The sequence below is a fragment of the Sphingomonas sp. S2-65 genome (genome assembly GCF_021513175.1).
Taxonomy (GTDB): domain Bacteria; phylum Pseudomonadota; class Alphaproteobacteria; order Sphingomonadales; family Sphingomonadaceae; genus Sphingomonas.
Genome location: NZ_CP090953.1, coordinates 2,368,857 through 2,394,086, shown reverse-complemented (window position 1 = coordinate 2,394,086; position 25,230 = coordinate 2,368,857). Strand labels below are relative to the sequence as shown.

The window sequence follows — 25,230 nt, the reverse complement described above, 5'->3', positions numbered from 1 at the left end:
CCGTTCCTATGTTCCGCCTTCACGCATCTGGAAGGATCCCATGGCGGACGATGAAACAAGAGGGCGCAAGCTCCAGGTAGCCAATGCCCGGCCCGAGGACAGCGGCCGCGGCCTCGCCCACATCCCTCGTTCGCTGATGGCCACCCTCGGCATCACCGAGGGCGACGTGATCGAGATCGTCGGCAAGCGGGCGACGCCCGCACGCGCGGTGCTGCCCTATACCGAGGACGAAGGGCTCGAGCTGCTCCGCATCGATGGCCTGCAGCGCGCCAATGCCGGCGTCGGCTCGGGTGACTTTGTCGAGGTGCGCAAGGCCGAATCGAAGCCCGCGACTCGCGTGGTGTTCGCGCCGGCCCAGGCCAATCTCCGTCTTCAGGGGTCGAGCAACGCGCTCAAGCGCACCTTCTTCGCGCGCCCGCTCACCGCTGGCGACACCATCGCGACGGTCGGTCACCAGCGCGCCGACGTGCCGCCCAATGTCGCCCAGTATCTCCGCGCGCCGGCCTATGCGCTGCAGGAGATTCGCCTGGCGGTCATTTCCACGGTGCCGCGCGGCGTCGTCCATATTGACGAGAATACCGAGGTCGAGCTTCGCGCCGAATATGAGGAAGCGAAGGAAAGCCGCCGCGCCGACGTCACCTATGACGATATCGGCGGCATGGCCGCGACGATCGATCAGCTGCGCGAGATGGTCGAGCTCCCGCTGCGGTACCCCGAGCTGTTCCAGCGCCTGGGCGTCGATCCGCCCAAGGGCGTCCTGCTCCATGGGCCGCCCGGCACCGGCAAGACCCGCCTGGCGCGCGCGGTCGCCAACGAAAGCGACGCGACCTTCCACCTGATCAACGGGCCGGAGATCATGGGTTCTGCCTATGGCGAGTCCGAGTCGCGCCTGCGCCAGGTGTTCGAGGAAGCGGCCAAGTCTGCCCCGTCGATCGTCTTCATCGACGAGATCGATTCGATCGCGCCCAAGCGCGGCCAGGTCTCGGGCGAGGCCGAGAAGCGTCTGGTCGCCCAGCTGCTGACGCTGATGGACGGGCTGGAGGCCCGCGCCAACATCGTCGTCATCGCCGCCACCAACCGGCCTGAGGCGATCGACGAGGCACTGCGCCGTCCCGGCCGCTTCGACCGTGAAATCGTGGTCGGCGTCCCGGACGATCGTGGCCGTCGCGAGATTCTCGGCATCCACACCCGCGGCATGCCGCTGGCCGAGGGCGTCGACTTGAACGAGCTCGCCCGCACGACCTTCGGCTTCGTCGGCGCCGATCTGGCGGCGCTCAGCCGCGAAGCGGCGATCGAAGCCGTGCGCCGGATCATGCCCCGGCTCAACCTGTCCGAAGGCACGATCCCCCCCGAGGTGCTCGACACGCTCGAGGTCACCCGCGACGACTTCCTGGAGGCATTGAAGCGCGTCCAGCCCTCGGCGATGCGCGAAGTCATGGTCCAGGCGCCACAGGTGCGCTGGGATGATGTCGGCGGCCTCGACGATGCGCAGATGCGCCTCAAGGAAGGCGTCGAGCTGCCCTTGAAGGAGCCCGACGCGTTCCGCCGCCTGGGCATTCGCCCCGCCAAGGGCTTCCTGCTCTACGGCCCGCCCGGCACCGGCAAGACGCTGCTCGCCAAGGCAGTCGCGCGCGAGGCGGAGGCGAACTTCATCGCCACCAAGTCCAGCGACCTGCTGTCGAAATGGTATGGCGAATCCGAGCAGCAGATCGCCCGCTTGTTCGCCCGCGCGCGTCAGGTCGCGCCCTGCGTCATCTTCATCGACGAGCTCGACTCGCTGGTGCCGGCGCGCGGCGGCGGTCTTGGTGAGCCCCAGGCGACCGAGCGGGTGGTGAACACCATCCTTGCCGAGATGGACGGGCTCGAGGAGCTGCAATCGGTGGTGGTGATCGGGGCGACCAATCGCCCCAACCTCATCGATCCGGCGCTGCTCCGGCCCGGCCGCTTCGACGAGCTCATCTATGTCGGGGTCCCCGACAAGGCGGGCCGCGAGCGCATCCTGCGCATCCAGACCGAGAAGATGCCGCTGGCTAGCGACGTCGACCTTGGCGAGGTCGCAGGCCGTACCGAGCGCTACACCGGCGCCGATCTGGAGGACGTGGTTCGCCGCGCCGGCCTGATCGCGCTGCGCCAGTCGCTCGACTCGCGCGAAGTGACGATGGCGCATTTCGAGGAAGCGCTCGGCGACAGCCGCGCGACGGTCACGCCCGAGATGGAGGAAGAATATCGCGCAATGCAGGGCCGGCTCAAGCAGCAAGCCAGCGCGATCCAGCCGCTCGGCTTCATCGCCCCCGGCATGCTCCAGGGCAAGGGCCCGAAGGGCGCCGACTGACCTGTCCCCGCCGCAGCCGGGCAACCGGCTGCGGCTTCAGGACCGGTCCCACCCGTAACTGCGCCCCACTTCGGCGACGTGGAGCCGGTACCAGCGATACCATCGCCCCCGTCCGGCTTCGCGGATCGCTGCATGGTCGGGATGCCGGCGCCACGCCACGGCGCTGGCCTCGTCGGCCCAATAGCTAACCGTGATTCCCACGCCGTCCGCGCCGCGCACCGAATCCACGCCGCGATATCCAGGCTGCGCCGCCGCCAGCAGACCCATTGCCGCCGCGGCCTCGGCATAGCCGGCATCGTCCTCCGCCGTCCGCTCGGCGATGAAGATCACGGCGGTCTGTCCGGTCCGATCCTGCGTCATGCCTGCTTTCATAAGAAGGTTCGCGTCCGCCGGCAAAGCCGCTAGCGGCGTGGCATGATCACCGATTGGCACTTCTACGCGCTCGCGATCCCCGCCGTCATCCTGCTCGGCCTCGCCAAGGGCGGGTTTGCCGGGATGGGCGCGTTGTCGCTGCCACTGCTGGCTTTCGCCGTCGACCCGGTCCGCGCCGCCGCGATCACGCTGCCCTTGCTGATCGCCCAGGATGTGGTCGGCGTATGGGCGTTTCGGCGCACAGTGGACTGGAAGCTGCTCGGTTGGATGCTGCCCGGCGCGGTGCTCGGCATCTGGCTCGGTTATGTCTTTGCCGCCAGCGTCTCACCCAGCGCGGTCATGGCCGCGGTCGGCGCGATTTCGATGCTGTTCGGCACCTATCGCCTGTGGGCCGCGCGTCACGCACCGCCTCGCGCGGCGAACCGCTGGCCCGAATGGGTAGGATCGCTGTTCGGGGTGGCGTCCGGCTTTACCAGCCAGATCGCCCATGCCGGCCAGCCGCCCTTTCAGCTTTGGGTCCTGCCCCGCAACCTGCCGCGCGAATTGCTGGTCGGCACCACCGCGATCTTCTTTGCCGTCATCAACTGGATCAAAGTGCCGGCCTATGCCGCGCTCGGGCAGTTCACGTCCGCCAACCTGCTGACCGCCGCCGCGCTGCTTCCGCTCGCGCTCGTCTCCACAGTGGCGGGCGTCGCGCTGGTCCGCCGCGTCCCTGCGGAGCGCTTCTTCACGGCAATCTATGTGCTGATGATCGCGGTCGGCGCCGCGCTGCTCTGGGAAGCGCTGGCTTAGTCGAACAGGCTGGAAACCGACGCCTCGTCGGCGATCCGCCGGACTGCCTCGGCCAGCAGCGGCGCGATCGTCAGGTGGCGGATCTTGCTGCTCTCGGCGATCACCGCATGGTTGCCGATCGAATCAGTGATGACCAGCTCGCCGAGCGCCGATCCGTCGACTCGCGCCACCGCGCCGCCCGACAGCACGCCGTGCGTGCAATAGGCGACCACATCCTCGGCCCCCGCCGCCTTCAGCGCCGCCGCCGCGTTGCACAGCGTGCCGGCCGAATCGACGATGTCGTCGATCAGGATGCAGAAGCGGCCCTGGACATGGCCGATGATGTTCATCACTTCGGATTCGCCCGGGCGCTCGCGGCGCTTGTCGACGATCGCCAGCGGCGCGTTGTCCAGCCGCTTGGCCAGCGCGCGGGCCCGCACCACGCCGCCGACGTCGGGCGACACCACCATCCACTGCTTGCCCGGGAAGCGCGTCTGGATGTCGGCCGACATGACGGGTGCGCCGAACAGATTGTCGGTCGGGATGTCGAAGAAACCCTGGATCTGCCCGGCATGCAGGTCGACCGATAGCACGCGGTCGGCACCCGCCTTGGTGATCAAATTGGCCACCAGCTTGGCGGAGATCGGCGTCCGCGGCCCCGGCTTGCGGTCCTGGCGGGCATAGCCGAAATAGGGGACGACTGCGGTGATCCGCTTGGCCGACGCGCGCTTCAGCGCGTCGATCATGATCAGCAGCTCCATCAGATTGTCGTTCGCGGGATAGCTGGTCGACTGCAGTACGAAGACGTCCTCGCCGCGGACATTCTCCAGGATCTCGACGAAGATCTCGTCGTCGGCGAAGCGCCGGACATTCGCCTTGGTCAGCGGGATCTCGAGATAGTCGGCGATCGCCGTCGCGAGCGGCATGTTCGAATTGCCGGCCATCAATTTCATGTGCGCGAGGTCCCGTCGGCTAATGAAGCTATGTGCGCACTCCCTTAGGCCCGCATCCGCGATAGGCAATGCCCCATTGCCGCTTAACCACGCGCGCCCTAGGTCGCACTCCATGACGGTGACCACCCGCTTTGCTCCCAGCCCGACCGGTACGCTGCACGTCGGCAATCTCCGCACCGCGCTTCACAACTGGCTGTTCGCCAGGCGCCATGGCGGCACCTTCCTGCTGCGCATCGACGACACCGACGCCGAGCGCTCGCAGGAGCGCTTCGTCGATGCGATCCGCGCCGACCTTGCCTGGATGGGGCTTCAGCCCGACGCCGAGGAGCGCCAGTCCGCCCGCTTCGAGCGCTACGAGGCGCGCTTTGCCGAGCTGGCCGCAGCGGGCCGCGTCTACCCGGCCTATGAGACCGCACAGGAACTCGATCTCAAGCGCAAGATACGGCTCGGTCGCGGCCTCCCCCCCGTCTACGACCGCGCAGCGCTTGCGTTGAGCGAGGCGGACCGCGCCACCCTGGAGGCCGAGGGGCGCACCCCGCATTGGCGCTTCCGGCTCGATCACGATCAGCCGATCGAATGGGACGATCGCGTCCGCGGCCCTCAGCGCTTCGATCCCGCCACGATGAGCGATCCCGTCATTCGCCGCGCCGATGGGTCGTGGCTCTATCTGCTCCCCTCTGTGATTGACGATGTCGACATGGCCGTCACCCATGTCGTGCGCGGTGAGGACCATGTCTCCAACACCGCGACCCAGCTCCAGATGTTCGAGGCGCTTGGCAGCGCCCCGCCGCACTTCGCCCATGAAGCCCTGCTGACCGGCAGCGAGGGCAAGCTGTCCAAGCGGCTCGGCTCACTGGGCATCGATCACTTCCGCGAGATCGGGATCGAGCCCCAGGCGATCGCCTCGCTGCTCGGCCGGCTCGGCACCAGCGATCCGGTGGAGCCGTTTGCCGATCTCGCCCCGCTCGTCGCCGGCTTCGACTTCGCCCGGTTCGGCCGCGCGCCGGCGCGGTTCGACGAGGCCGAACTCGCCCAGGTGAATGCCCGCATCGTCCACCAGCTGCCGTTCGATCAGGTCGCCGCCCGTTTGCCCCAGGGCATGGACGCGCAAGCCTGGGACGCGATCCGCCCGAACCTCGAAACCGTCGCGCAGGCTGCTGACTGGTGGCAAGTGGTGCAGGGCCCCGTCGAAGCGCCCGCGCCGAGCGAAGACGACCGGGCCTTCCTCGCCCGCGCCGCCGAGATCGCCGAGTCGCTCGACTGGAGCTCGGATCCATGGCGCGCGCTCACCGGCGCGCTCAAGGAAGAAACCGGCCGCAAGGGCAAGGGCCTGTTCCTCCCCCTCCGCCTCGCACTCACCGGCCGCGAACACGGCCCTGACATGGGAGCGCTACTCCCGCTGATCGGCAGAGCGCGGGCATTGGAAAGGCTCCGCCCCTAAAATCCTCCCCGGGACGGGGAGGGGGACCATGCGCAGCATGGTGGAGGGGGATCTCAGCGCGCGACTCCGTTCGGAATGGCCCCTTCACCACGCACTTGCGTGCGCGGCTCCCCGCACCGTGCGCGGGAGGATTGCGCTTTACAGGCAAATGCAACGTTGTATCATATCTCAACCCGGCAGCAGTCCGGGTACAGGAGAAGGAGTGCAACGCATGCAAGCCGACCGCTACACACCTCCCCAATCCCGCACCGTCAGTTTCGGTGCGGCATTCGTCATCAACGGCGTGATCATCGGCGGGCTGATGTTCTCGGCCCCGCAGTTCCTCAGGCCCGAGCCGCCGACGACGCTCCGGACCGAGAATATCCCGCTCACCCCGCCGCCCGAGCCGCCAAAGCCGCGCGAACTGCCGAAGACCGACGATCCGGTTCTGGCTCGAACGCCGAAGATCTTCGTGCCCGACGCGCGGATTCCGCTTCCGTCCCAAAATCCCCAATTCGACTCGACCACCCTGCCGCCGCTGGAACTGCCGCCGCCCGGCCTTTCGGAAAGCGTCGGCCCGACAGCCGGCCCCGCGCTGGAAGTCGCGAAGCCGACGCCGCTGCCGCTGATCGCCGCTACCCAGGACCCGCGCTATGCCCGCGACTTCCAGCCGGAATACCCCTCCAACGAGTTGCGCGCGCAGCGTGACGGCGTGGCGGTCGTCCGCGTGCTGATCGGCACCGATGGCCGGGTAAAGGAAGTGCAGCAGGTCAACGCCACCAGCCCGGCCTTTTTCGAGGCGACTCGGCGCCAGGCACTGGCCAAATGGCGCTTCAAGCCCGCAACCCGCGGCGACGTGCCCCAGGAAAGCTGGAAACAGATCACTGCCCGCTTCCTGATCGAGAACCTGTAGGCAAGCAGGGGGCCGCACTCGCACCGCACCCCCCCAACCGTCACCCCGGCCTTGAGCCGGGGTCCCGCTTCTCTTGAACAAGCAGAAGAAGAAGCGGGATCCCGGCTCGACCTCGGGACGACGGATCCGGTCGGAAACGCATCGTTCTTCCCCCACGGATGCGAGAGGGTTTGCGGCCAGCCCTCCGCATCCTTATCTTGGCGCCTGCATGACCTTCCTTCGCTCCATTTCGCCCCTCCGCGCGATCCGCGACCTGCGCCGCTATCTGGCGGGGCGCCCTGCGTACGAGATCTGGTTCCTGATGCTCGCCATGGCGCTGACTCTGGTGGTCATCTGGGCATTCGTGAAGGACTCGAACATCGCGGTCCCGTACAAGCGCAACATCATCTATGTGGAATCCTGGCCGCTGAGCCGCACCGACGCGGAGATCCGCGCGCAGCAGAAGATCGATCAGGCCAAGAAGGAAGCCCAGCTCGCCGAACTCGAGAAGAAGCGCAAGCAGCGCCAGGAAGAGTTCAAGCGAGTGGATGAGAGCCTGAAGAAGTGGGGCATCTGACCGACGGCCGCTGGATGGCGGCCGCGCTGATGCTTTCCGAACGCACGCGCGGGCGCACCGCGCCCAATCCCAATGTCGGCTGTGTGATCGTCCGCGACGGCGTCGTGGTCGGCCGCGGCTGGACGCGGCCCGGCGGTCGTCCCCATGCTGAGGCGATCGCGCTGGCCGAGGCCGGCGAGCATGCTCGCGGTGCCACTGCCTATGTCACGCTCGAACCCTGTGCGCATGTCTCACCCCGCGGCCCTGCCTGCTCCACGCTGTTGATCGACGCGGGCGTGGACCGCGTGGTGATTGGGCTTGGCGATCCCGACCCGCGCACCAACGGGGCAGGGGCCGAGCGCCTCCGCGCCGCCGGCATCGACGTCGTCGAAGGCGTGCTCGCACCCGAGGCGCGTCGGGCCATGGCCGGCTTCCTCACGCGCCAGGCCACGGGCCGCCCCTATGTCACTCTGAAGCTGGCGACGTCGCTCGACGGCCGCATCGCGCTTTGCTCGGGCGAAAGCCGCTGGATCACCGGCGCTCGGGCCCGTGCCCACGCCCATCTCGAACGCGCCCGCCACGAAGCGATCCTGGTGGGGCGGGGCACGTGGGAAGCGGACCACCCCAAATTGGACGTCCGCCTCCCCGGCCTGGAAGATCGCGCACCCCGACGGCTTGTCCTGACGTCTTCCGGCTCCAGCCTCGGGGCGGACGTGCTAGAGATCGAGTGCCCCGGCGACATCGCCGCGCTCCCCGACACCGACCATCTGCTTGTCGAAGGAGGCGCCGAGACCGCCGCCGCTTTCCTACGCGCCGGGCTGGTCGACCGCCTTCTCCTCTACCGCGCGCCCATCCTGCTTGGCACGGGCAAACCTGCGCTCGGCGATATCGGCCTTCCCGATCTTGCCGCGGCGCATGGCCGCTGGTCCCTTCTCGACGCACGGCAGCTTGGCAGCGACCGTCTCGAAGTCTACGCGAGCACCTGAAATGTTCACTGGAATCGTCACCGACATCGGTACCATCACCCAGGCGCACCAGCAGGGCGACCTGCGCGTTCGCGTCTCCACTGCCTATGACACGGACGGCATCGATCTCGGCGCGTCGGTCTCCTGTTCGGGCGTGTGCCTGACCGTTGTCGACAAGGCGCCGGGCGAACTCGCCTTCGACGTCTCGAACGAGACGATTTCGCGCACTGCCACCGATCAGTGGACGCAGGGCCGCCGCTTGAACCTGGAACGCGCGCTCAAGCTCGGCGACGAACTGGGTGGGCACATCGTCACCGGCCATGTCGACGGCATCGGTAAGGTATTGGAGATAAAGGAAGAAGGTGGATCGCACCGCGTCGTCATCGCCGCGGGCAAAGACCTGGCGCCCTATGTCGCGGCCAAGGGATCGATCACCGTCGACGGCGTCTCGCTCACCGTCAACGACATCGCCGACACCGATCTGGGCGTCAATCTGATGCTCAACATCATCCCCCACACGGCCGAAGTCACCACCTTCGCCGATCTGAAGCCGGGCCAGACCGTCAACCTCGAGATCGACGTGCTCGCCCGTTATCTCCAGCGCATGGAGGCGCTCCGTGCCAAAGCCTGAACTCGCCACGCTCAAGCACGGCTTCCTCTCCAGCCCGGAGGAGCTGATCGACGAGGCCCGCAATGGCCGCATGTTCATCCTGGTCGATGACGAGGACCGCGAGAATGAAGGCGACCTCGTCATCCCCGCGCAAATGGCGACGCCGGACGCGATCAACTTCATGGCCAGGTTCGGGCGCGGGCTGATCTGCCTGGCGATGACCAAGTCGCGCGTCGACCAGCTGGGCCTCGAGCTGATGAGCCGCGCCAACGGAACCCGGCACGAAACCGCGTTCACCGTATCGATCGAAGCGAGGGAAGGCGTCACCACCGGCATCTCCGCCGCCGACCGCGCCCGCACCGTCTCGGTCGCGATCGACGCGGCCAAGGACAAGGCCGACATCGTCACCCCGGGCCACGTCTTCCCGCTGGTCGCGCGCGATGGCGGCGTGCTGGTCCGCGCCGGCCACACCGAGGCCGCGGTCGATGTCGCGCGGCTGGCAGGCCTCAATCCGTCGGGCGTGATCTGCGAGATCATGAAGGACGATGGGACGATGGCGCGTCTCGACGACCTCGTCTCCTTCGCCCAGTTCCACAATCTCAAGATCGGGACGATCCGCGATCTGATCGCCTATCGCCGCCGTCACGACCATCTCGTTGAGAAGCGCGCCGAAACCCGCTTCACCAGCGACTGGGGCGGCGAGTGGACCGCGATGACCTTCTGGAACAAGGCGACGAGCTCCGAACAGGTCGCGCTGGTCAAAGGGCATATCGATCCCGCCACGCCCACGCTGGTCCGCATGCACGCGCTTTCGCCCTTCTCCGACATCTTCGGCGAAGGCGGTGACCGTGGCGGGCTGCTCCGCCGGTCGATGGAGATCATCGGCCGCGAAGGCGCCGGCATCGTCGTCGTCATCAACCGCCCGCGTCCCGACCAGTTCTCCGTCGCGCTGGCGGCCAAGGCCGGCATGCTTGCCGAAAAGGACATGGAGGAACTGCGCGATTACGGCGTCGGCGCCACGATCCTCACCGAACTCGGGGTGCAGGACATGGTCCTGCTCACCAACACCCACCACACCCTTGTCGGGCTCGACGGCTATGGCCTCTCGATCGTCGGCGAGCGTGCAATCGATATGGAACACTGATGGCCCGCGTCCTGATCGTCGAAGCCCGCTTCTACGCCGAGTTGAACGACCTGCTGCTCGATGGCGCCCGTACCGCGCTGCAGGAAGCCGGGCACGATTATGAAGTGATCACCGTCCCCGGGGCGCTTGAAGTGCCCGGTGCGATCTCGCTGGCTGCAGATACCGGCCAGTATGACGCCTATGTCGCGCTCGGCGTGGTGATCCGCGGCGAGACCTATCATTTCGAGATCGTCTCCAACGAAAGCGCGCGCGGCATAATGGCGCTGGCGCTCGACGGAATGGCGATCGGCAACGGCATCCTCACGGTCGAGAATGACGAGCAGGCGCTGGTCCGCGCCGACCCTGCCCAGAAGGACAAGGGTGGCGAAGCGGCCAAGGCGGCGCTGGCGATGCTTGCGCTCAAGCAGAAGTTCTCCTGATCCGATGACCACCCAGCCGCCCCCCTCCCGCTACAAGGTGGTGGAGCGCGGGCGGCGGCTGGAGGTGATCGACACGCGTACCGGCGTGCCGGTGCGCTCGCCCGGCGGGGCTGCGCCGCCTATCGTGGAAAAGCTCGGTCGGCCGGGATGGAACTTCGCCCCCCGTACGCCGCCGCTCGGGGTTGGGCGCGGTAGAGGTGGTGCCGGGATCGACGCGGACACCTTCGTCACCAAGCCCTTCTATGACGAGAAGGCGCCGCGCACGATCCGGATCAACTATGTGACTCGCAAGCGGCTGGATGGCGTGCGCTTCGGCGGGGCGATCGCGATCGCGCTGCTGGTCGCCTTTGCCTTCCTGTTCTGGCCATTGGCGCTCGGCATGGTCGGTTTCCTGCTGAGCGACAAGGTGCGGCAGCGCCTGCGCGCCGCCAGCACCCGCTTCGTCGATAGTCTCGATCAGGCCGCCTGAGCGGCACTGTAGTCGGGATAATCGGTATAGCCTTCGGCTCCGCCGATATAGAACAGCTCCTCGCGCTGCTCGTTAAGCGGCAGGTCTTCCTTCAGCCGGCGCGGCAGATCGGGATTGGCGAGGAAATCGCGCCCGAACGCGATCGCATCGGCCTCGCCGGCGTCGAGTGCCGCCTGTGCGTTGGCCGCATCATAGTCCGAATTGAGCGCCAGTACGCCCGTATAGACCTTGCGCATCGCCGGATGGACCGGCGGCTGGTCGGGTTCGCCGCGGGTGCCGCCGGGACGTGGCTCGCGCATCTCCAGGAACGCCACGCCGAGCTCTTCGAGCGTTGCCGCCGCCGCCTCGAACAGCGGCACCGGGTTGCTGTCGTTGACGCCTTGCACTTCGCCGTTGGGCGACAGCCGTACGCCGGTGCGCCCTGCGCCGACGGTGTTCACCACCCGCTCGGTCACTTCCCTGAGCAGCCGGACACGGTTGGGGATCGACCCGCCATAGCCGTCTTCGCGGAAGTTCGCATTGTCGCGCAGGAACTGGTCGATCAGATAGCCATTGGCGGCGTGGATCTGCACCCCGTCGAAGCCAGCGCGGATCGCGTTGTTTGCCGCACGCTCATAATCGTCGAGGATGCCAGGAATCTCGTCGGTCCGCAGTGGGCGTGCCTGGCTGTAGGGACGCTTGATCTCGCCCGATTCTTCGGCCGGATAGGTGCGCACCGATCCCGGCGCGGTGGTCGCCGATGCGGACACCGGCGGTTCGCCGCCCAGGAAATCCGAATGCACCAGCCGGCCCATGTGCCAGAGTTGGCAGACGATCCGCCCACCTGCTTCGTGCACCGCCGCGACGATCGGCTTCCACGCCTCGACCTGTTCCGCGCTCCAGATCCCCGGCGCATAAGCCCAGCCGAGCCCCTGCTGGCTGATCCCGGTGGCTTCGCTGATGATGAGTCCCGCGCTCGCCCGCTGGCGGTAATAGTCCGCCATGATCGGGGTCGGCACATGCCCGCGCGTCGAGCGCCCGCGAGTCAGCGGCGCCATCAGCACGCGGTTGGCGGCGGGGATAGCGCCTATCTGGATGGGATCGAACAGGTTCGGCATTCGGGGATGACCCTTCTTGTTGTGACGAGGCTGAGATAGGGCGTTAGAGGATGGCATGCAGGATTCGGTGCCCCCAAGAAAAACTGTCGCCGCGACAAGCCATGCCGTGACTGCGGTGCTGGCGGTGGTGGTCGCCAATGTCGCGCTCGCGTTTGGGCCGTTGTTCGTGCGCTATGCCGATGTCGGCCCAGTCGCGGCAGGGTTCTGGCGGCTGGCGCTGGCGACGCCGGTGCTGCTGGTCGCCGCCTTCGCGATGGGCACGCGGCCGATCTCTGCGTCGAGGGGGCTGTGGGGCGTGCTGGCGATCGCCGGGGTGGCGTTCGCCGCCGATCTCGCCAGCTGGCATATCGGCATCGTCCGCACCACGCTCGCCAATTCGACGCTGTTCGGCAATTCGGCCACATTGATCTTCCCGATCTATGGCTTCATCGCCGCGCGGATGTGGCCGTCGTGCATGCAGGCGCTGGCGCTGCTGCTCGCGGCGGTCGGCGGCGGGCTGCTGCTCGGGCGCTCGGCCAGCCTGTCCTCGACGCATCTGGTGGGCGACTTGTTCTGCCTGCTCGCCGGTGTGCTCTATGCCGTCTATTTCATCTTCATGTCGCGGGCCCGTGCGCGGCTGGCGCCGGTGCCGGCCCTGGCGTTGTCGTCGCTCGCCACCATCCCGCCGCTGCTGATCCTGTCGCTGGCGCTCGGCGAGCAGGTGATGCCCGGTAATTGGTGGCCGCTGCTCGCGCTGGCGGTGGTCAGCCAGCTGATCGGGCAGGGCTGCATGATCTATGCGCTAGGGCATCTCAGCCCGCTTGTCGTGGGCATCGCCTTGCTGATCCAGCCTGCCGTGGCCGCCGCGCTCGGCTGGGTGATCTTCGGCGAACAGCTTGCCCCTGCCGATGCGCTGGGTGCTGTGCTGGTCGCAGTGGCGCTGGTGCTGGTGCGCCAGAGCAGTGCCGAGCGCCGCGGCAGCTTGGCACCCGGGCGCCAAGCGCCTAAATCGGCGTGATGGCCCAGGATCTCGCAGATGCAACCTTGGACGAGCTGCGCGATGCGCTCGCCCCCGTGATCGCCGCCAATGCGGCATTCGACGGCTGGAACGGCGCGGCGCTCGACGCGGCGGCCGACAGCCTCCAGGTCGACCGCGATGTGGCGCGGCTGGCCTTCTCCGGCGGCGCCGTGGCGATGATCGACGCGTGGTTCGCGAGCATCGACCGCGCACTGGCCGAGCGCTTCACGCCCGAGGCGCTTGCCGCGATGAAGATCCGCCAGCGCATTACTACGCTCGTCGAAGCGCGGCTGGATATCGCCGCGCCGAGCCGCGAAGCGCTGCGCCGTGCGCTTGCGATCCTGGCGATGCCGCAAAATGCCCCGCGCGGCGCCAAGCTGGGCTGGCGCTCGGCGGATGTGATGTGGCGCCTCGCTGGGGACGTTGCGACCGACTACAACCATTATACCAAGCGGGCGATACTCGCTGGGATCTATGCTGCGACGGTAGCGGTGTTCCTCCAGGACGACAGCGACGGCCATGTCGAAACGCGCGCGTTCCTAGCGCGGCGCATCGAGAACATCATGCAGTTCGAAAAGGCGAAGGCTCAATTCCTTGGCCGCACCACCCATCGCCCAAGCCTGTCGCGCTTCATCGGCCGCCTCCGCTATCCGGCGATCTGAAGTCGGCGGATAGGACGCCCTGGTTCGAACACCGACTTTCGCTGCGTCGCCTTCGCGCCTTCGATGTGAACGCAAGGGACTTCACTGCCGATGTAGTGCGCCCGTCTTGGCGCTTGCCGGTGCCGTCTCCTGTCGGTTGAGGATGCCGATAAGCGCCCCGCACCATTACCGCGCCGCGCCGTTGGCATGGGATCCAAGTCACACAGCGCGTCGTCGTCAACCTTCCTGCAGGACATGCTCGACCCGGAACGGAAGTCGCGTCAGTCGTTTGCCGGTCGCGTGATGAATGGCGTTGGCGATCGCAGGCGCAACCCCCACCATCGCGACTTCGCCTAGACCCTTCACGCCAAGCGCGTTGATCTTCAGATAGATGGGTCGCGCGAACGGCTCGGCACGAAAGCGTTCCGGCCAAGTACGAAACCTGCGCGAACGCATCCGTACCGTCATGGCCTTCATTGAGAATTTCAGTCCAGTTCGAGCGAGTGGGAAGGACAGGAACAGGAAATGACGACGTTCCACGCTCGTCAGCGGTAGCAGACCCCTTAGGCGTGGCTCATTTCGCCTCTGACCCGCCGAGCTTCGATGGATACGCCGCGTTGGGTTTGGATGGTTCTTGCCATCCCAGAACCCGCGCACCGCAGCGTCAACATCGCACTCCAGAACTTTACGGTGGTCGTGATCGGCGCAAACCGCCGTTTATAAAGCTCATGCATTTACGGCAACGCCATACTCGCTCAGATTACCAATTCGTCCGTGACAACGGGACGCCGTCAGGCATTCAGCATAGCCCAGATGGCGTCACCCGTCTCATCAAAGTTAGCGTAAACCGCGTTGTTGTCATCGCGATCGTGGATCACCGAATATAGTTCGTCTTGCGCGTAAACGATTTCGATTACTTCATCCTTGTAGTTTATTACTTCTATAAACCCGTCAGATGTGCCCATCAAATTACCAACTTCGGACATAAGTTGTTGAAAGGTGACGAAGACATAATCGTCACCTGTCCCGCTGCCGGAAGGCGCATTGTCGAACCGAAGACGAATTTTAGGATGCACAGTGCGATCCCAGCGGTTTGCCGGCACCACCTCTCGGCGCAGCGTAGTGAACTCCTCAACCGTCTCCGTTCCGGAAAACTCGGGCTCGAAGATCGGCACGACCAGAACCGTAGAAGCGCGCTCGGCATCCAAGCGGCCCTTCAATTCGGAGTGATAAGCTGGCGCAACGAGAATTAGGTGGGAGAAACCGTAGCTATTTTCGTGAAACGCAATCTTCTCCAATCCTTTGGGCCGGTGGCCTCTGGCCGCTTCGAGTAGCTGTCGCGCGAAGGGGTCATCAACGATATCATCGGAGACCACAAAGGGCACAGCGTCTGTTTCGCCATCAGGCAAGAGGAAGTGGCTATATATCGTCTTCTCCGCGAGCTCGTCGGCGGCGCGAACCAGCGCTCCCGCGGCGACTACGGGGAAAAAATTCTCTCGGAGCCTCTGGAGGTCGATCATTAACTTCCTACTTTGAATAATTGGGTCCGAGATCTTGGCGATAACGAACGCCGGCAGCGGACATCCGACCGCCGTCGGCGTTGTTGGGGCTACCCAGTCGTAGACCCATGTTGCTCTTGTCGTTGTAGAAGTCGTTCCGCACTTGTCGGGTGGAATTGTATCCCTTCTCATTGCAGTGCTCAACAACAGGCTTCTGATGCTCGATGGTTAGCCGTGGATCGGTCGGCTCAACGATGTCGCCGTCCATGGTACGCACCTTGCCCGCGTTGGGCCCGCTCTTGATGGTGTTCTGCTTGATGACGTCGTCAACCACGCCTGCACGATAGCCGCTGGGATACTCCGTTTTGCGATTGTAGCGGGGCGGCTGCTTGCCCGTGGACGCGAAGCGGCCATCCTTCCCCCGCGGTCGGCTCGGCGGCTTTGTGGTCGGCCTAGGCGGCGTAGGTTTAGGCGCTGCGGGCTTGGGAGCGGCAGGTCTCGGAGGTGCGGGCCTGGGAGTTGCTGGCTTCGGAGGCACAGGCTTTGCGACCGGCCGCCCAGCTATACTTGGGCGAGCAGGGTTCGGGCGAGCCACCGTGGAGGGACGAGCGCCGCCAGCAAGGAAACGCCCAACCGCGCCCCCCGCCATGCCGAGGCCAGTCGCAAAACCTGCGTCGCTCCAACTCCACGGGCGCGGGCTGCCCGTTGCGTTGTCATAGGCCCAGTCGCCACCGCCACGCCCGCGACGGCGACTGCCGCGGCGATCGACAGCGCAGCCTTCCACCACAGCCCCTTCGGGCCGGCGCGATTGATAGGGTCGTTACTAACATAGGCGTAGAGGTTGAGACCGCCAGCAATGCCGATCGGATCTCGGGTCAGATACCGCCCAGCGCCGGATCGTAATAGCGGAAACGGTTGTAGTGCAGCCCGGTTTCTGCATCGCAATATTGCCCCGGCAGCCGCAACGGCACTGCCCTCGCGGTGGCCCTGGAGATTGGTGGCGAGCTTCGCCTGCACTTGGTCCCATGTGGTTCGGTCTATGATCGCCCGCGTGCAGGCCCCGCTAAGTCTCGTCCTTGTGCTCGATCAGCCCGATGTAAGAAGGCGCTGAGGCGACACGGCTCACCGGCGCTGTCAGCCCAAACGCACCGGCTGGCAGTCAGGGCGTGTAGCACGTGACATGGGCTCGTCAGAGCAAATGCACGGGGCGGTAAGGAGCGAGTGCTAGGCGGGTCTGATGCCCAGTGCTCGGAAGCCCGCCGGCCCTTTTCCGCTACTTCAACTCATGCCTGAGGTGATCCGGCTGGTGGTGGTGACGTACGTCCGCCTTCGCTGAAGAACGTCGAAGACCTGCTGTTCGAGCGAGGCATCGGCAATTCACTTTTCGATGGACGTTCAACGTGCACTCGACGGGGAATAGCATGTCGTTCTGATCCATGGCATTCATGCAATGTGGGCGGCACTCCTAGTTCGAATGAACTAGCCTATTCGTGCGGCTGTTGCCCAAGACAGCGTCTGTCACACTCCTAGGCGAAGGGACTCGGGCGCTGTCGTCCGGGCGCGAAGGAGACGGGCGATGCTCGACCGCACCACCAGCTATGGCGATATGGAAGACGAGGACTTCGACCGCGATCTGGCGCTCGGATTCATGAGCTCGGAAAGCGGCGGATATTCCTCCGAAGACGAGGATCATTTCGACAACTTCGCCAATGGCTATGACGGCGAGTATGAGGATGAGGATCATTTCTCATACGAGTTCGAAGCCGAAGGCTCGGAGGAAGTCGGCAGCTTCTCCGGCTATGGCGAGGCCTATGACGGTGAAAGCTTCGATGGAGAAGGGGACGAGTTCTTCGGCTCGATCTGGAAAGCCGCCAAAAAGGCGGCATCGGCAGTCGCGCCGATCGCCAAGAAATTCGCGCCGCAGATCGGCTCGGTGATCGGCGGCGCGCTCGGTGGGCCGGCCGGCGCCGCAATCGGCGGCAAGCTCGGCGGCTTCGTCCAGCAGATGGAGGCCGAAGACGAAGGCGAGAGCGAGGACGAGATGAACGCCGTCGCCGATGTGCCGACAACTGAGGACCAGCTCGCCGAATCGGTCGCTCATGCCGCCTCGCGCGGACGGGCTGCCGATGCCCAGTCGCTGGGTTCGCAGATCACCATCTTCATCGGCAGCCGCGCGCCGCTGCCGGTCAAGACCGTGCTGCCGGTGCTGAGCCAGGCGAGCGGCAATGTCGCCCGCGCGCTGGTGCAAAGCCGAGACCCGCGCGCGCGCGCGCTGATCCGCACGCTGCCGACGATCCAGCGCCGGACCGTCGCAACGCTCACGCAAAAGGCGCGCGCCGGCAAGCCGGTGACGCCGCGCATCGCGGTGCGCGTGATGGCCAAGCACGCCAACCGCACGCTGTCGAACCAGCAGGCGATCGGCAAGGCGCTGGCCAGCAACGCCGCCAAGAAGCGCTCGCTCGACCGCAGAGCGATCAAGAGTGCCGAACGGTTCTCCTGAACAGATTGTTGGATAGGGGAGTGGGCGATGATAAATCCATTTAAAATACCGGCATCGCTGGATCAGCCTCCTCCGTCGAGCAAACGGCGACCTCGCAAATTAGTACCACCCTCGAAACAACCGCTTGATGAGGGGTGGTTCGATCTGAATAGACAACTGCTGATCAATTCCGCCAAGGAACACTTCCGGCGGATCAGGTCTAACTATCCTAACAATTCTTGGAGTCAAAGCGTCACAGACGCACTTGGCAACGCAGTTCACGATATCGCCACAAGTCAGAAATATAGCTTACCTGACATCAACCGCGCGCTTGTGAAGTTGACCCGCCTGCTGCGAGGAGCCGTGACGTTCGGCCCGGGAACCTCACTTAGCGAGGCGCTCAACGAACTAGACGGGGACGCATCCTTTCGTCGCCAAGCGCCATTCAAAACTTTCCGCATCATAAACGGTGAACGCGACAGCGCAGACTCGATGGCCGGCGATCCGCGGCGGCGGGGCCGGCCTTCCAAGACGCAGATCGGTGCGGTGGTGCGCGACGCTGGCAAGGTACGCGAGCGCGCGGATCGAAGCCGACGCGAAGGCGAAGCGCGTTTCAAGTACAGCGCGTCCGCCTTCGCCGCGGTGCAGGGGGCGATCGTCCCCAACATCATCATCCCGGGACAGTTCGGGATAGACGCGGCAATTTCGCACAAGATCGTGCAATATGCGTCGGCGGCACTCGGACAAGTGATCATCCGCGCCGTCGAAAAAGGCAGCGACCCGCGCAAGGCAATTGCTGCGCATGTGGTCGCCAATGCCCTAACCAGGCTCAACGCGGAAGTTGGCGGCAAGATTCCGACGGCCGCGATTCCGGTGATTGCGGCCGCGACCGCCGAGCTGATTAGCCGCAACGACGTGATCAGCACGATCATCGCGCTGGGTGCGGTCGCCAATCTCGCACGCGAAGTCGAGGGCAAGCGCCGGGCGTTGCCGCTCGCTAAGGAGGCCGACGGCGAAACCGGGTGGGAGGTCGCCGCGCGGCGGCTCGCTGGATCGGCTGCGCCGTCGCGAGCGCCATCGGCAGTGTCCCCGTCCCCAGCCGCCCGCGGCGTTGCGTCGAGCGGCGCGACGCAGCTGGCGGCACAAGCCAAAGCGGCACGGGCGAAAATCCGCCCTGCGGTCGCGCCAGCCTTTGCCAAGGCGCTCGATACGGCGGTCAATCCCGACCTGATCCTCGGCTATGTTCGCAAGCGTGGCGGAGCGGCGGATCTGCCGGGACTCCGCCACGCCTGGGTCGCCACCGCTGCCGGGGATTTCGCCGCCGAGTTCGTCCGCACGATCGGCTCAGCGCCCAAGGGAACATCGGAGAATCTCGCGCTGGGCGCGATCATCGCGTCGGCGCTGGCGCAGACCGGGCAGCGCTTCCCGCTGGTCCCGCCCGGGGCAGTGCCGGCGGTGTCGGTGCTGATCCACAAGACGCTGCAGCCGCGCCTGCCGGCGCTCGCGCGGATGGCCGCGACGATCGCCGTCGCGCCGGCGTCGCGCCCCGCCGCGGCGGCATCGCGCGAGATGGCCTGGTGAACGCGCTGATCGCTCTGGATCGCGCTGTTGCGCAGGCGGGGCCGCGAGCCGCGCCGACGCAGAAGCGCCCTCGGCAGGCCGCGCCGCCGGTGACGCGGGCGCCGGGCGGCACCAGCTCCTTGCCCTACTTCGCCTATCGCACCGCCGTAAACGCCGCGCGTTACATCAGCGGACTGCGTCCGTTCCAACAAGACGATTTCGGCAAGGGCCCCAACACGCCGAGCCGCGCGCACTTGGCGGCAGTGAATGGACTGATCGCCGGCTCACTGGCGCGGCAAGGCAGCGAGGAACGCCAACTGGCGGTACGAGCGCGTGACCTGACCACCGCCGATGACGCAGGCCGTGCTGCGCTGCTGAAGCTCAAGGAGCTTGGCGAAACGCGCGCGCGCGATACCGAACAGCTTTGGGAATTCTATCTCAACCTGTTCGGCCAGCGGAACGGGCCGTTCGCCAGCTGGCTTGGCGCGCTCGATCGAATTGCGCTCGATTGCTATCAGGCGGTCTATCTCGGGCTCGGCAAAGCGCGCTCGATCCCTTCGCCGGCACCCTTCGCCTATATGGAAGCGGGGTTCGGCCCGGCAACGTTCCGTCGCGGCGTGAAGCTGGGCAAGATCGGCCAGCTCGCCAATCCCTTCCCCTTGGTCAAGGTGCCCTATCTGCGCCTGCTCAATCCCTGGTCGCTGGGGGCGGTGCCGCACGAGGTCTCGCACAATCTCCAGAACGATCTGGGTCTTTGGAACGTGATCCCCGGCCGGATCGCCGCCGCCTTTCGCCGCCGCAATCTGCCCTCGGCAAACGCCGCGGTATGGGAGCGCTGGCACAAGGAAACCTATGCCGACCTGTCCGGGCTGCTGCTGATCGGCCCGGCATATGTCGGCGCGCTAATGGACGTGGTGGGTCGATCGCGAGAGTCGACCGCTGCCTGGAACGACGAAGCCGTGCACCCGACGCCGATCATCCGCGTGCCGCTGAACGCACGCCTGCTCGAACGGATCGGCTTTCACGAGGACGCTGCAGCCTATCGCCGCGCCTGGGACGCCCTGTACCCCGCCTCCGCCTGGGCGCGCGTTCCGGGCTGGGTGCGGGCACGGTTGCCCGAACAGATCGACGCCGTGCTCGATGCCATCTGCTTCGCACCGTGCGTCGAATATGGTGGGCGCGCGCTGATCGACGTTATCCGCTTCGAGCCCAAGCATGCGGAGCTCGTCCGGGAAGCGGCGGACCGGCTGCAGACCGGCACCGACACCGGCGTGCTGCCCGAACGCTTCCTCATCGCCGCCGCGCGTCAGGCGCTCTCCCGCGCCAAGACGCCGCCGCAGGTGATCGCACGCAATTTCTACGAAGCGCTGGGGAGGTGCTGACATGACCGACGACCCTCAGGCGTTTCTCGACAGCCTCTTCACGCAGGCCGAAGCGAATGTCGCCCAGTTGAGCAAGCATCTGCGCCAGCTGCAGCGCAAAAAGAGCGAGGTTGCCGAACGCAAATGGGTGACTGCACTCACGATGGGCGTGGAGCGGGTGCGTACTCAATTGGCTGCGCGGAAAGGCACCTCGGATGTCGTCGCCGCGCTCGAACTCTCCCAGGCGCTGGGCGATCTCTATATCCGTGCGGTCGTCGACGAGATCGAGGCCGAGCTGAACGAAACGCCCGTCGAGAGCACCGCGCTGCACGAGGTGCTGCGCAAGATCGAGCGCCTGAGCGAGGAGGGGCAGCTTCTCGGCGACACGCTGTTCCGAACCTCGCTCGACGTTACCCTATCCCGCCAGGAGACCGAAGATATGCGTTCGACCGAGCAGCCCGTCACTGAGATTGACGCTACCTTCGTCCAGACGGTCGTGGAGACGCTCCCCAGCCGGGAGTTCCTCGCGGACCTGATGGCGTCGATCAATTCGTCCAACGCGGCCCTGGTCGCGCCTACCCAACGCCCGACCGGCGTGGGCGCGCAGTTTTCGCGGACGCTCGATGCCCTCGATCTTCCCCATACCGGCTCGGGGCTAGGGTTCGATACGCGCAAGGAAGAAGCAAGGCGGCTGCTGATCGACGCCCTCAAGCGCGGCTTTGCGTTCCGCGATCACGACGGCGTGCGCACCTATCACCGCGTTGATCGACTGCCGGTTTCGACCCGCCCGTCTTCCGCAGCCGTAGCGGGTCCGTCACTGCGCGGCGTGGGCCTATTCCAGGCTGAGATGCTTCGCTCGCAAGCGACGCTGCTGCTGCAGCTGATCGACGAACTGCCGTCGATGCTGAACTACACCCCGCTGCTTGCCAGCTACAATACCGAGCAGCTGCGCGATCGCATTCGCGTCAATCTCGACGACATTGTCGCGATCGCGTCCGCGCCGCTCGGCCCGACGCCGGGACAAGGCGAAGGGCGGTTCCGCCGACTGGTTCTGTCGGTCGCCGACTGGCTAGAACGGGGCGGCATCGCCCGGTGTGAGCGGTTGCGAGCCGCTGCAGCCCTCCCTCGGATCGAGGAGCTGCTCAAGTCGCTCGACCAGTCTGAACGATGCATCGTCACCGGCGCCGCGATCCCGACGGTGGAAGTCGATCTGCGGATCAAGGCCCTGCACGAGGCGCTCAAGGCGATCGGCACGGCCATCATCGCCGATCGCACCACCGATGCGGGTCGCGCGGGCGCCGAGGTGGAGCAGACATTGACCCTGCTGGGTGTGAGCGCAGCCGCTCTGCGGGCAGAGCTAGACCGGCTTGGCAACTCGCCGGAGGAGCAGGAGGTGATGTATTTCGGGGGGCATCGGCATCCCGAAGTCTCCATCGCGCAGTTCGCCGGATGGGTGGAGGATATCTCCGCGCCATTCGCCGCCGGCGATGACAAGGCGCCGACGCTGCGCCGCGAGGAACTCGCAGTCCTGGCGATCGACCTCGCCGAGCTGCTCCGCCTGTCAGCGGCGCTCCAGCGGCATTCGGCCACCTACACCGCCGAATTGCGCCTGATTGGCGCGCGCAGGCAGATCAAGGAAATCGGATACCTGCTGCAGCGAGCTAGCGATGCCGTCGCGACAATGCTGCAACCCGCCGCCTGACCCTGTTCGAGGAATACCGCCATGCCCGATCCCAAGACCTTCGCCGAACTTAACGACCTCATCGCGCGGCTGCAGGAAGCACGCTCGACGATGGTGATCGAAGCGCGTGACGAGCTCGCCAAGAACCCGCAGCAGGCGGAGATCATCAACCGCTATATCGATGAGGCCGAAGACTTGCTGCTCTCCGCGGCCGCACGGAGGCCCGGCGATCCCGCGGACGACCGCGGCATGGGCGCGCTGCTCGGCATGGGATCGCAGGTGGCGACGACGCTCGGCGAAGTGGCCCAGCAGCCGCTGGTGCCTACCTACGACAACCAGATCAATCGCGAGCGGCTCATCGCCGTCGGCGACCTCTATTACATCTACCAGCACGAGCGCGCCGGCGTATTCCGCGCGGTGCTCAAGCTGCAGCAGCTCTTCCAGTCAGGCGAGATCCGCCTGTCGGACGGGCCAGGCGCGCTGGCGCTCTACCAGTTCGATCGCAAGCGCGTGTTGCGCTACACTCAGCGCGAACGGCGTGCGATCTATCGCAAGGTGTTCGGCTACACCGAAGTCGCCCCGCCGGTCGGTGCCGAACCGAATACCGCCTTTCACGCGCTGCTCAGCAACTTCTGTCAGCATGTCTCGCGCTTCTTCGAGGACAAGCGTGTGTCGGAGGTGCTGCGACCGGATGGCGGTCGCGAGACGTTCGGCAGCATGGCGGTCGTGCGACGCTCGGGCCTCGACCTTCGTCACAATCTCAAGCAGGTTTCTTACGGCAACGTCGCCGTGTTGCGCGCCGAAGTAATGGTGCTGCTGCAGGAGGCGTTCGACATCCTGGGGTCGAACGACGTGATCAACTTGTTCGGCGCGGACAATGGCTGGGACGTGCTTGAGGAAATCACCAAGCGCTACATGCACGAAATTCCGCTGAGTTCTCAACGCAGCCGAATGGCGGTAGCGGGCCGATCCATCCTAAGATGGTTGGCGGAAGATTATCTGCTGACGCAGGTTAGAATTGACTTCGAGGCATTGCTTGAAGCGATTGTCGATGCGTGCGAGGATTGGCTCACCAGTGCCGAATCCATTGGGTTGCGCAGAGTGCCGGGAAGTAAAGGCGATAATGTCGTCGCCTTCAAGCCGGCGACTCGAGTAGGTTGACGCACAGGGGATCGGGAGAAACCCATGTTTCAGACGCCTGCTCGCCGCTGGTCGGCTGACCATGCTTCTTGCATGAACGTAAAACCGGAGGAGGTCGCGCAGCGTGCCGCCTCGCCTTTCGCGGCAGTGCCGCGGTCCGACATTTTGTCGCTGTTGGAGCTTCTATCCTCGCGCGAGCATGAGATCGCAGTGCTGGTGGCTCGCGGCCTTTCGAACAAGGAGGTAGCTCTCAATCTTCGAATCAGCCCGTGGACGGTTTCTGCGCATTTGCGCCGCATTTTTACGAAGCTCGACATCAGGCGGAGGATCGAGCTTTGCATCTTGTTGGCGCAATTTCGATAGGGCCGAGCGTCATCAAAGATGAAGGGCCAAACATGCGGCTGTGCCCCGTAGAACGTCGCTTCTTGGAGCTTCGACCGCGGCCGCCACGTGGTCGGGGCTCCCTCGCTGCGCCAGAGACCTTGTGGCAAAAGGTCGATTGAAGAGTAAACGAATAGCAGGTTTCAGGACCAGCTCGGCGTGCATTGAATGACCAAGATCGGGCGCTTAGCGGAAGTATCAGGCTGAAATGAATGTACGTCCGCTTCTGCGAAGCCGGAAGGGGCTCGGAAAGGTGGGTTACGGGTCCTTGCAGCCGCTAAGCTGCCGGTCGGTTTCCGCCCAAAGTCGGTCGTTCAGGTCACTGCTCACGTCGCCCGAAAGCGGACGTACATGTGCCTGGTATTTTGTGAAGAGTGAAGAAGGCTGCCATCTAAGATGACAGACGTTGCTGATATACAGCCGTGGGGAGGTTACATGAGCAAGGCAATATCTTGCATGATGCTGGCCGGTTCTTTTGCTTTATTGTCAGCTTGCGATCGCAAATCTCAGCCGACGACGGAGGCACGCACTGTGAAAAGTGGTGAGACTGCCAGCCCGGACTCGGAAATGGCAAAGAAGCTCGCCGAGGCAAAAGCGGCTTACGCAAAATTAACGCCGGCCGAAAAGGCGAGGATCGCTGCACAGATGAAGAAGGTGCAGGACACGCTGCCAATGTCTCTCGCCGAAGCGCGATCGATGAAGGTTCGCCCAGTGGGCAAGCCGGAGATCACGCTTGCGGCGACAGCGCCCACAGGTACACCCACGGTCATTGCAGCCTGGGCGAGCTGGTGCATTCCGTGCAAGAAGGAAGCGGGCGAGCTGGCGCGACTCCGCCAACAATATGCGCGCGACAAGCTCAACATCGTCTACCTCAACATCGGCACCCCGGAGGTGGAGCGCGTCAAAGGACCCGCTTTTCTGCGCGAGGCCGGCGCGGAACAGCTTGGTTTGACTATGCTACACGCGGCCGACTTTCTGAAACTGACTCGGGTGGATCAGCTAAGCGTTCCGCGCATCCTGGTCTTCGATCGCAGCGGCAGGCCCACTAAGGTTATCTCCGGCGCCGCCGTTGCTGGCGGGCGAGATCCGCGCTTGGACGACGCCGTCAAGAAGGTAGTTGGCTAACCCCATGTGCAAGCCGCGAAGGTCGGATTGCCGGACGTAAGCTAGCCTTAGCCTTCGCGGCCGCGATTGACGTCCGGAAAACTGACCGGATTAGGGTGCGAGAACCTGCTCATGTGGTCCGGATCTGGGGCGCGGGTGATCCTTCGCTGCGGTCGGCGTGTGACGGCGGCTATTGCCGCTTCGCCCCTAAAGCTGCCAGTACGCTTCACACCCACTTGAAGAAGTTCGAACCACTGGTGCGGCTCCGAGAAGTAGGCCGTTGGTCTGATTTGAACGAATGTCGGAAGTTAGGAAGCGGGAAGGGCGGTCCGAACGTCCACAACTGAGTCATCGGGTAAGGCTGTTCTGCGTACGAGTGCAGACACG

25 protein-coding genes and 1 pseudogene are annotated in these 25,230 nt (G+C 65.4%); 19 read left to right on the top strand and 7 right to left on the bottom strand.

The genetic code is table 11. From position 1 onward, the window contains the following. Window positions 1-40: 40 nt before the first annotated feature. Window positions 41-2,332, top strand: coding sequence for a CDC48 family AAA ATPase (locus LZ586_RS11185; protein WP_235076380.1), 2,292 nt, complete (start codon window positions 41-43; stop codon window positions 2,330-2,332). A 36-nt stretch (window positions 2,333-2,368) separates the two neighbouring features. On the opposite strand, the gene LZ586_RS11180 is transcribed toward LZ586_RS11185, so the two are convergent. Next, entirely contained in the window at window positions 2,369-2,692 is a 324-nt protein-coding gene (locus LZ586_RS11180) for an antibiotic biosynthesis monooxygenase family protein (protein ID WP_235076379.1), read from the bottom strand. Between the two features lie 54 nt (window positions 2,693-2,746). Between LZ586_RS11180 and LZ586_RS11175 the strand changes: the two genes are divergently transcribed. Continuing rightward, window positions 2,747-3,496, top strand: a complete 750-nt coding sequence (locus LZ586_RS11175) for a sulfite exporter TauE/SafE family protein (RefSeq protein ID WP_235076378.1) — start codon at window positions 2,747-2,749, stop codon at window positions 3,494-3,496. Here the strand turns inward: LZ586_RS11175 and LZ586_RS11170 are convergent. Further along, complete coding sequence (locus LZ586_RS11170; protein ID WP_235076377.1) at window positions 3,493-4,428, bottom strand: ribose-phosphate pyrophosphokinase; 936 nt, start codon at window positions 4,426-4,428, stop codon at window positions 3,493-3,495. The two genes, LZ586_RS11175 and LZ586_RS11170, sit on opposite strands and share 4 nt — an antisense overlap. A gap of 112 nt (window positions 4,429-4,540) precedes the next feature. On the opposite strand from LZ586_RS11170, the gene gltX reads away from it, so the two are divergent. The 8 genes from gltX to LZ586_RS11130 all read left to right on the top strand — a co-directional run bounded on the left by gltX (window position 4,541) and on the right by LZ586_RS11130 (window position 10,903). Then, the gene (gltX, locus tag LZ586_RS11165) at window positions 4,541-5,869 is read left to right on the top strand and encodes a glutamate--tRNA ligase (protein ID WP_235076376.1); all 1,329 of its coding nucleotides are present in this window, start codon (window positions 4,541-4,543) and stop codon (window positions 5,867-5,869) included. A gap of 211 nt (window positions 5,870-6,080) precedes the next feature. Beyond that, complete coding sequence (locus LZ586_RS11160) at window positions 6,081-6,761, top strand: energy transducer TonB (protein ID WP_235076375.1); 681 nt, start codon at window positions 6,081-6,083, stop codon at window positions 6,759-6,761. Between the two features lie 208 nt (window positions 6,762-6,969). Next, window positions 6,970-7,317, top strand: coding sequence for a V-type proton ATPase subunit G (locus LZ586_RS11155; protein WP_235076374.1), 348 nt, complete (start codon window positions 6,970-6,972; stop codon window positions 7,315-7,317). A 14-nt stretch (window positions 7,318-7,331) separates the two neighbouring features. Beyond that, on the top strand, window positions 7,332-8,282 hold the full coding sequence (gene ribD, locus LZ586_RS11150) for a bifunctional diaminohydroxyphosphoribosylaminopyrimidine deaminase/5-amino-6-(5-phosphoribosylamino)uracil reductase RibD (RefSeq protein WP_235079782.1): 951 nt from the start codon (window positions 7,332-7,334) through the stop codon (window positions 8,280-8,282). A 1-nt stretch (window position 8,283) separates the two neighbouring features. Then, the gene (locus LZ586_RS11145) at window positions 8,284-8,892 is read left to right on the top strand and encodes a riboflavin synthase (protein WP_235076373.1); all 609 of its coding nucleotides are present in this window, start codon (window positions 8,284-8,286) and stop codon (window positions 8,890-8,892) included. Continuing rightward, complete coding sequence (gene ribB / locus LZ586_RS11140) at window positions 8,879-10,015, top strand: 3,4-dihydroxy-2-butanone-4-phosphate synthase (RefSeq protein ID WP_235076372.1); 1,137 nt, start codon at window positions 8,879-8,881, stop codon at window positions 10,013-10,015. The genes LZ586_RS11145 and ribB overlap by 14 nt, the downstream gene beginning before the upstream one ends. After that, on the top strand, window positions 10,015-10,434 hold the full coding sequence (locus tag LZ586_RS11135) for a 6,7-dimethyl-8-ribityllumazine synthase (protein WP_235076371.1): 420 nt from the start codon (window positions 10,015-10,017) through the stop codon (window positions 10,432-10,434). Before ribB ends, LZ586_RS11135 begins: the two co-directional genes overlap by 1 nt. 4 nt (window positions 10,435-10,438) lie before the next feature. Then, window positions 10,439-10,903 carry a hypothetical protein gene (locus LZ586_RS11130; protein ID WP_235076370.1) on the top strand — a complete coding sequence of 155 codons (465 nt, stop codon included), beginning with the start codon at window positions 10,439-10,441 and terminating at the stop codon, window positions 10,901-10,903. Here LZ586_RS11130 and LZ586_RS11125 read toward each other — a convergent pair. Continuing rightward, window positions 10,891-12,000, bottom strand: a complete 1,110-nt coding sequence (locus LZ586_RS11125; RefSeq protein ID WP_235076369.1) for an alkene reductase — start codon at window positions 11,998-12,000, stop codon at window positions 10,891-10,893. The two genes, LZ586_RS11130 and LZ586_RS11125, sit on opposite strands and share 13 nt — an antisense overlap. Window positions 12,001-12,055: 55 nt before the next feature. Here LZ586_RS11125 and LZ586_RS11120 point away from each other — a divergent pair, with 55 nt between their 5' ends. Next, window positions 12,056-12,997 (top strand): DMT family transporter, encoded by a 942-nt coding sequence (locus LZ586_RS11120; protein ID WP_235076368.1) that lies wholly within the window; start codon window positions 12,056-12,058, stop codon window positions 12,995-12,997. After that, on the top strand, window positions 12,997-13,659 hold the full coding sequence (locus LZ586_RS11115) for a COQ9 family protein (RefSeq protein ID WP_235076367.1): 663 nt from the start codon (window positions 12,997-12,999) through the stop codon (window positions 13,657-13,659). The genes LZ586_RS11120 and LZ586_RS11115 overlap by 1 nt, the downstream gene beginning before the upstream one ends. Before the next feature lie 216 nt (window positions 13,660-13,875). Here the strand turns inward: LZ586_RS11115 and LZ586_RS11110 are convergent, their stop codons facing one another. The 4 genes and pseudogenes from LZ586_RS11110 to LZ586_RS18305 form a co-directional block, all read right to left on the bottom strand. Beyond that, window positions 13,876-14,178, bottom strand: a complete 303-nt coding sequence (locus tag LZ586_RS11110; RefSeq protein WP_235076366.1) for a hypothetical protein — start codon at window positions 14,176-14,178, stop codon at window positions 13,876-13,878. A 251-nt stretch (window positions 14,179-14,429) separates the two neighbouring features. Next, entirely contained in the window at window positions 14,430-15,158 is a 729-nt protein-coding gene (locus LZ586_RS11105) for a hypothetical protein (RefSeq protein WP_235076365.1), read from the bottom strand. Window positions 15,159-15,165: 7 nt separating this feature from the next. Then, the gene (locus LZ586_RS11100; RefSeq protein WP_235076364.1) at window positions 15,166-15,471 is read right to left on the bottom strand and encodes a hypothetical protein; all 306 of its coding nucleotides are present in this window, start codon (window positions 15,469-15,471) and stop codon (window positions 15,166-15,168) included. A 227-nt stretch (window positions 15,472-15,698) separates the two neighbouring features. After that, window positions 15,699-16,108, bottom strand: a pseudogene (locus tag LZ586_RS18305) (RHS repeat-associated core domain-containing protein). A gap of 605 nt (window positions 16,109-16,713) precedes the next feature. Between LZ586_RS18305 and LZ586_RS11090 the strand changes: the two are divergent. The 7 genes from LZ586_RS11090 to LZ586_RS11060 all read left to right on the top strand — a co-directional run bounded on the left by LZ586_RS11090 (window position 16,714) and on the right by LZ586_RS11060 (window position 24,864). Further along, window positions 16,714-17,637, top strand: coding sequence for a DUF1320 domain-containing protein (locus LZ586_RS11090; RefSeq protein ID WP_235076363.1), 924 nt, complete (start codon window positions 16,714-16,716; stop codon window positions 17,635-17,637). Window positions 17,638-18,108: 471 nt separating this feature from the next. Next, entirely contained in the window at window positions 18,109-19,197 is a 1,089-nt protein-coding gene (locus LZ586_RS11085) for a hypothetical protein (RefSeq protein WP_235076362.1), read from the top strand. Then, window positions 19,194-20,558: a hypothetical protein gene (locus tag LZ586_RS11080; protein ID WP_235076361.1), complete on the top strand. Its 1,365-nt coding sequence runs from the start codon at window positions 19,194-19,196 to the stop codon at window positions 20,556-20,558. Before LZ586_RS11085 ends, LZ586_RS11080 begins: the two co-directional genes overlap by 4 nt. A 1-nt stretch (window position 20,559) precedes the next feature. Beyond that, window positions 20,560-22,239 (top strand): hypothetical protein, encoded by a 1,680-nt coding sequence (locus LZ586_RS11075; RefSeq protein ID WP_235076360.1) that lies wholly within the window; start codon window positions 20,560-20,562, stop codon window positions 22,237-22,239. Window positions 22,240-22,260: 21 nt separating this feature from the next. After that, entirely contained in the window at window positions 22,261-23,379 is a 1,119-nt protein-coding gene (locus LZ586_RS11070; protein WP_235076359.1) for a hypothetical protein, read from the top strand. 24 nt (window positions 23,380-23,403) lie between these two features. Next, entirely contained in the window at window positions 23,404-23,721 is a 318-nt protein-coding gene (locus tag LZ586_RS11065; RefSeq protein ID WP_235076358.1) for a helix-turn-helix domain-containing protein, read from the top strand. A 414-nt stretch (window positions 23,722-24,135) separates the two neighbouring features. Beyond that, the gene (locus tag LZ586_RS11060) at window positions 24,136-24,864 is read left to right on the top strand and encodes a TlpA disulfide reductase family protein (protein ID WP_235076357.1); all 729 of its coding nucleotides are present in this window, start codon (window positions 24,136-24,138) and stop codon (window positions 24,862-24,864) included. Window positions 24,865-25,230 lie beyond the last annotated feature (366 nt).

Coding starts and splice junctions, on each gene's coding strand:
- LZ586_RS11185 (WP_235076380.1), top strand. CDS start 41: ATGGCGGACGATGAAACAAGAGGGCGCAAGCTCCAGGTAGCCAATGCC.
- LZ586_RS11180 (WP_235076379.1), bottom strand. CDS start 2,692: ATGACGCAGGATCGGACCGGACAGACCGCCGTGATCTTCATCGCCGAG.
- LZ586_RS11175 (WP_235076378.1), top strand. CDS start 2,747: ATGATCACCGATTGGCACTTCTACGCGCTCGCGATCCCCGCCGTCATC.
- LZ586_RS11170 (WP_235076377.1), bottom strand. CDS start 4,428: ATGAAATTGATGGCCGGCAATTCGAACATGCCGCTCGCGACGGCGATC.
- gltX (WP_235076376.1), top strand. CDS start 4,541: ATGACGGTGACCACCCGCTTTGCTCCCAGCCCGACCGGTACGCTGCAC.
- LZ586_RS11160 (WP_235076375.1), top strand. CDS start 6,081: ATGCAAGCCGACCGCTACACACCTCCCCAATCCCGCACCGTCAGTTTC.
- LZ586_RS11155 (WP_235076374.1), top strand. CDS start 6,970: ATGACCTTCCTTCGCTCCATTTCGCCCCTCCGCGCGATCCGCGACCTG.
- ribD (WP_235079782.1), top strand. CDS start 7,332: ATGGCGGCCGCGCTGATGCTTTCCGAACGCACGCGCGGGCGCACCGCG.
- LZ586_RS11145 (WP_235076373.1), top strand. CDS start 8,284: ATGTTCACTGGAATCGTCACCGACATCGGTACCATCACCCAGGCGCAC.
- LZ586_RS11135 (WP_235076371.1), top strand. CDS start 10,015: ATGGCCCGCGTCCTGATCGTCGAAGCCCGCTTCTACGCCGAGTTGAAC.
- LZ586_RS11130 (WP_235076370.1), top strand. CDS start 10,439: ATGACCACCCAGCCGCCCCCCTCCCGCTACAAGGTGGTGGAGCGCGGG.
- LZ586_RS11125 (WP_235076369.1), bottom strand. CDS start 12,000: ATGCCGAACCTGTTCGATCCCATCCAGATAGGCGCTATCCCCGCCGCC.
- LZ586_RS11120 (WP_235076368.1), top strand. CDS start 12,056: ATGCAGGATTCGGTGCCCCCAAGAAAAACTGTCGCCGCGACAAGCCAT.
- LZ586_RS11115 (WP_235076367.1), top strand. CDS start 12,997: ATGGCCCAGGATCTCGCAGATGCAACCTTGGACGAGCTGCGCGATGCG.
- LZ586_RS11105 (WP_235076365.1), bottom strand. CDS start 15,158: ATGATCGACCTCCAGAGGCTCCGAGAGAATTTTTTCCCCGTAGTCGCC.
- LZ586_RS11090 (WP_235076363.1), top strand. CDS start 16,714: ATGCTCGACCGCACCACCAGCTATGGCGATATGGAAGACGAGGACTTC.
- LZ586_RS11085 (WP_235076362.1), top strand. CDS start 18,109: ATGGCCGGCGATCCGCGGCGGCGGGGCCGGCCTTCCAAGACGCAGATC.
- LZ586_RS11075 (WP_235076360.1), top strand. CDS start 20,560: ATGACCGACGACCCTCAGGCGTTTCTCGACAGCCTCTTCACGCAGGCC.
- LZ586_RS11070 (WP_235076359.1), top strand. CDS start 22,261: ATGCCCGATCCCAAGACCTTCGCCGAACTTAACGACCTCATCGCGCGG.
- LZ586_RS11065 (WP_235076358.1), top strand. CDS start 23,404: ATGTTTCAGACGCCTGCTCGCCGCTGGTCGGCTGACCATGCTTCTTGC.
- LZ586_RS11060 (WP_235076357.1), top strand. CDS start 24,136: ATGACAGACGTTGCTGATATACAGCCGTGGGGAGGTTACATGAGCAAG.